This window comes from Pseudoxanthobacter sp. (assembly GCF_036822375.1).
Classification (GTDB): domain Bacteria; phylum Pseudomonadota; class Alphaproteobacteria; order Rhizobiales; family Segnochrobactraceae; genus Pseudoxanthobacter.
The window spans coordinates 1-5141 of the sequence record NZ_DAISHT010000168.1 but is presented as its reverse complement, the minus strand read 5'-3'; the positions used below and the strand labels follow the sequence as shown (position 1 = coordinate 5141).

At 71.9% G+C, this 5141-nt stretch carries 5 protein-coding genes; 1 reads left to right on the top strand and 4 read right to left on the bottom strand.

Annotation, left to right across the window (positions count from 1 at the left end; genetic code table 11):
* Positions 1-27 precede the first annotated feature (27 nt).
* The gene (ccmD, locus tag V7067_RS13625) at positions 28-213 is read right to left on the bottom strand and encodes a heme exporter protein CcmD (protein WP_334176449.1); all 186 of its coding nucleotides are present in this window, start codon (positions 211-213) and stop codon (positions 28-30) included.
* Positions 210-998, bottom strand: coding sequence for a heme ABC transporter permease (locus tag V7067_RS13620; protein ID WP_334176448.1), 789 nt, complete (start codon positions 996-998; stop codon positions 210-212). The genes ccmD and V7067_RS13620 overlap by 4 nt, the downstream gene beginning before the upstream one ends.
* 381 nt (positions 999-1379) lie before the next feature.
* On the opposite strand from V7067_RS13620, the gene V7067_RS13615 reads away from it, so the two are divergent.
* Complete coding sequence (locus tag V7067_RS13615; protein WP_334176451.1) at positions 1380-2732, top strand: Nramp family divalent metal transporter; 1353 nt, start codon at positions 1380-1382, stop codon at positions 2730-2732.
* Here the strand turns inward: V7067_RS13615 and ccmB are convergent.
* Positions 2729-3394, bottom strand: a complete 666-nt coding sequence (ccmB, locus tag V7067_RS13610) for a heme exporter protein CcmB (RefSeq protein ID WP_334176447.1) — start codon at positions 3392-3394, stop codon at positions 2729-2731. The two genes, V7067_RS13615 and ccmB, sit on opposite strands and share 4 nt — an antisense overlap.
* The gene (gene ccmA / locus V7067_RS13605; RefSeq protein WP_334176446.1) at positions 3387-4022 is read right to left on the bottom strand and encodes a heme ABC exporter ATP-binding protein CcmA; all 636 of its coding nucleotides are present in this window, start codon (positions 4020-4022) and stop codon (positions 3387-3389) included. The genes ccmB and ccmA overlap by 8 nt, the downstream gene beginning before the upstream one ends.
* Positions 4023-5141 lie beyond the last annotated feature (1119 nt).

Sequence of the window (5141 nt, the reverse complement as noted above, 5' to 3'; positions counted from 1 at the left end):
GCGGGGCCGGTTCGGAGGGCGGCAGACTCATGATGCCGGCTTTCCGCGCCCGGCGCGGGCCTCCAGCGCCGCCAGCCGGGCGCGAAGGCGCCGGTGGCCGGCGACGAGATGCACCACGAGGCCGCCAACGGTCAGGGCCGTGAGCGCATAGGCCGCCACGACGAAGCCGGCATGGCGGGCGGTGAGGGTGAAGAGATCGGCAAGCGGGCTCACGGCAGCGGTCCGGGTGCGGGGCTGGCGACGACGCCGCGCGCCGGCCGGGCCGCCACGCGCAGCGACAGAGCGCGGATGCGCCGGCGCAGGATCTCGTTGCGCATCGCCATCAGCTGCAGGGCGAGGAACAGCAGCGTGAAGCCGGCCGCCATCACCAGCAGCGGCACAAGAATGGCCGGGTCGATGGCCGGCCCGCCGCGGCGCAGCAGGCTGGCCGGCTGGTGCAGGGTGTTCCACCAGTCCACCGAAAACTTGATGACGGGAATGTTGATGGCCCCGACGAGGATCAGCACGGCCGCCGGCCGCGCCGCGCGGGCGGGATCCTCAAAGGCCGCCCACAGCGCCATCAGGCCCAGATAGAGCAGCAGCAGTACCAGCATGGAGGTGAGGCGGGCATCCCACACCCAGTAGGTGCCCCACATCGGCTTGCCCCACAGCGAACCGGTGACGAGGGCGAGAAGGGTGAAGGCGGCGCCGAGCGGCGCGGTGGCGCGGGCGGCGACATCGGCCATCGGATGGCGCCACACCAGCGTGCCGAGCGCCGAAACCGCCATGGCCACGTAGGCGGCCATGCCCAGCCAGGCGCACGGAACGTGCACATACATGATGCGGACCGTCTCGCCCTGCTGGTAATCGGGCGGCGCGCGGAACGAGAGCCACAGCCCGGCGGCCAGCGTGGCGGCGGCCGCCGTCCACAGCCACGGCAGCACCTGCCCGGCAAAGGCCTGAAAGCGGGCCGGACTGGCCAGTGCGCCGGCGGCGCTGAGAAGGCGGACAAAGACCATGGACAGCAGTCGCAGGTGAAGGGCGGACGGTTGAGCCGCAGACGGTTGAGCGGTGCACGGTTGGGCAGCGGACCGGGCCGGCCCGCGCGGGACCGCGGGGCCAGCTTCCAGTCTTAGGCGTTTTGTCCGCTCCGGCAAAGGCCGCCGGTCCGCACCGGCCCTTGCTTCGCGGGGGCTCGACAGCCACTATGGAGCAGTTTAGTTTGCAATTAAGTCGCATTTAGATATTGTCTGCCGTCGCCGGTCCTCTGCGGACGGGCGGGCCGGCCGCACCACCGGCGGAAAAGCGGCGGGTGCGGCACCGCTGTCATCCGACGGTGCGGGGCGAAGCGTGGACGGTGACGGCGGGTTTCTGCGGGCGGATTTCTGCGGGTAAGCATGATGAACGATATGACGCCGGCGGACGGCGCCGGCCCGGGGTGGCGGCAGGCGCGGCAGGGGCAGTCTTTGTCGGAGGTGCACGGCACCATCGGGGCGCGCCGCGGCGCGCCGCTGTGGCGGCGGGCGATGGCCTTTCTGGGCCCGGGCTATCTGGTGGCCGTGGGCTACATGGACCCCGGCAACTGGGCGACCTCGCTTGCCGGCGGATCGGCCTTCGGCATGGCGCTGCTGTCGGTGGTGCTGATGTCCAGCCTGATGGCGATGCTGCTGCAGGCGCTCTGCGCACGCATGGCCGTGGCCACCGACCGCGATCTGGCGCAGGCCTGCCGCGATGCCTTTCCGCGGCCGGTCGGAAACATGCTGTGGCTGCTGGCGGAACTGGCGATCTGCGCCACGGATCTGGCCGAGGTCATCGGCACGGCCATCGGCCTCAACCTGCTGTTCGGCATTCCGCTGGAAATCGGCGTGCTGCTGACGGCGCTGGATGTGGCGCTGATCCTGTTCCTGCAGACGGTCGGCTTCCGTTGGGTCGAGGCCTTCGTGGTGGCGATGCTGGGGGTGATCGCGCTGTGCTTCATCGTGCAGATCGCCCTTGCCCATCCCGACTGGGGCGCGGTGATCCGCGGCTTTGCGCCGACCGCCGATCTCGTGGAAAAGCCCGGCATGCTCTACCTCGCCCTCGGAATCATCGGGGCGACGGTGATGCCGCATAATCTCTACCTGCATTCCGGGGTGCTGATGACCCGCCGCCTCGGCGAGACGGCGGCCGAGCGCCGCGAGGCGGTGACCTTCGCCACGTGGGATTCCACGCTGGCGCTCGGCGTGGCGTTCTTCGTCAATGCCGCGATTCTGGTGCTGTCGGCGGCGAGCTTCAACGCCCACGGGCAATATGACGTGACCGACCTCGCGCAGGCCCATGCGCTGCTGGAGCCGCTGCTGGGGGCGGCGATCGCGCCGACGCTGTTTGCCGTCGCCCTGCTTGGCTGCGGGCTCAATTCCACCGTGACAGCCACCCTCGCCGGTCAGATCGTGATGGAAGGGTTCCTCAATATCCGCCTGCGGCCATGGGTGCGCCGTCTCGTCACCCGCGCCATCGCCATCGTGCCGGCCATCGTGGTGACGCTGCTCTATGGCGAGCGCGGCACGGCGGAGCTGCTCATTCTCAGTCAGGTGGTGCTCAGCCTGCAGCTGCCCTTTGCGGTCATTCCGCTGGTGATGTTCACGGCCGACCGGCGCAAGATGGGCGATCTGGTGGCGCCGCTGTGGATGACCGGCCTTGCGGCGATCACCGCCGCGCTGATCGTCATCCTCAACGTCCGCCTCATTCTGGAGGTGGCGGGACTGGTCGCTTAACCCTCGCCCGCCTTCAGGGCGGCGGCGGCGGCCAGCGGGGCGCCGGCCAGCGTGGCCAGAAAGAGACCGCCCAGCACCGCGAACGGGCCGGTGCCGGCTGTGCCGGTGCTGGCGGCAACGCCGAAGACCAGCACCGGCACCGACAGCGGCAGCACAAGAACCGGCACGATCAGCCCGCCGCGCCGCAGGGCGGCGGCCAGCGCGGCGCCGATGGTGCCGGTCAGCGTCAGCGCCGGGGTGCCGAGGGCGAGGGCGGCGACCGTGGTGGCAATGGCCCCCGGCGCCATGTTCAGCATCAGCCCCAGCAGCGGGGCGACGGCGATGAGCGGCAGCCCGCCCGCCGTCCAGTGCGCGGCCGCCTTGGCGAGCACCACGAGGGCGGGCGGCACCTCGCCGGCGAGCAGCAGGTCGAGCGTGCCGTCGTCGCTGTCGGCCTGAAACAGCCGGTCGAGCCCGATCAGGGTCGCCAGCAGCGCGCCGAGCCACAGGATGGCCGGGCCGATGCGCGCCATCAGTGCCAGATCGGGCCCGGCGGCAAAGGGCAGCATCGCCACCACGCACAGGAAGAACAGCGCGCCGATCAGCGCGCCGCCGCCGCTGCGCAGACCGAGGGCGAGGTCGCGCCCGTAGAGCGCGGCGAGGGGGCCGGCCAGATCACGCATCGTCGGCAGGGCTTTCCAGATGCAGCCGGGCGCAGGCGATGCCCGGCAGCGGATCGTGAGTGGCGGCCACGATGACGCCGCCGCCGGCGAGATGGGCGGCCATCAGCCGGCCGGCGAGGGCGCAGCCTTCCGCATCGAGCGAAGCCGTCGGCTCGTCCAGCAGCCACAGCGGACGCGGCACGGCGATGAGGCGCGCCAGCGCCAGCCGACGCCGCTGGCCGGCGGAAAGATGGCCGGCCGGCAGATCGGCCAGCGTGCCGAGGCCGGTGCGGGTCAGGGCCTCGTCGAGGCGGGCGGCCCGGGCGGCGCGGCCAGTGGCCGGGGCCTGCCAGCGCAGCCAGAAATTCAGGTTCGCGGCCACCGTCAGGGGCGTCTTCAGGGCATCGCGGTGGCCGAGATAGTGCAGCGCGGCGGCCGGCAGGGCGGCGCCGCGGAAGCGGATCGCCCCGGCCTGCGGCCGCACCAGACCGGCGATGGCGCGCAGCAGTGTGGATTTTCCCGTGCCGTTGGCGCCGGTGACCGCCAGCGCAGTGCCGTCTCCGACGTGAAAGGCCACCCCCTCCAGCACCGGCCGGCCGCCGCGTTCGGCGCAGAGCCCGGCGACGACGAGGCCCGCCGCCGGGCTCATCGCCCGGCTCCGGCCGGCGGGCGCGGCATCCGGTCACGCATCGCGGCCGCGGCGCGGCGCGCAAATCGCGGCTTCCCGCAATTGACCCCGCCGGTCCGGCATTCCACTCTCCGGTCTGGAAAAAGAATAAGTCGTCCTTCTGCCCGCACCGCCCGGCAGCGCCCGAATCGGGCGGCCGGCAGCCGCTGCGGCGGCGCAGGGCCGGCGGAGGGGACGGAAATGCAGCGCGCGGCGTCGGTCACGGTGTCGGCTTCAGGGATGGCGGTTTCAGCAGCGGTGGTTGCAGCAGCGATGGTTGCAGTGGCGGCGGTGGTCTCATGAGCGGCAGGGCCGGCTTGCGGCGCGACGGCGAGGCAGCAGGAGCGGCACGCAGCCCCCGGCAGCCGTCCCCGGGCCCGCGCCGGGCAGTTTCCGCTGCCCGCCGGCCGCTGGCAAGGCCTGCTGCAACACGGCCTGCCGCATCAGGGTCTGCTGCATCATGGCCCGCTGTCGTGCAGCGACCTTCCGCCTCAGTGCTCCGGCCTCGAACTCTTCCAGAGTGGATCTGGTCGGACGCGACGGGATTTGTTATGAACAGGCCAACCCGCGACGACGCTTCGGCGCGGTGGCCATACAGGCGTGCCATCAGCGAGGACGGCCAAGAGGCCCGGCCCGCTCATCTGGCCCGGTGCTGCGCGGTGTTCCGCCCCGTCCGTCCGAATGCAGGATCGCCTGCAGCGGGGCGGCCGGTCTGGCGGGGCCGCTTGCCGGTTCCGGGGCCGATGAAACCGGCGCCTTGCTTCCGACCGGCCGCGCGCGGCCTTCTCAGCGCGCAATTCTCCCGTTGCAGCACGCACACCGCTTTGCTTTTCCCGCCCGGCCGCAGCCGCGGTCCGGCGATCATGAAAAGCCACTGCCTTGCCATGCCGGAGGCTGGCCCGGGCCCGTCTGGCGCCGCCGATGCGGTCGCCGCGGGCCGGACCGTCCGCCGGGGCCGGACCTGCCCGCTGAGGGCCATGCCCGGCCGTCACTGTTCAGCCTGAGCCGCGATCGCCCGATCCGGTTTCCAAACAGGGGATTGTACTTCCGTGTCCAGTCAATCGCTCGACAGCTTCAAGTGCCGCAAGACGCTCAGCGTCG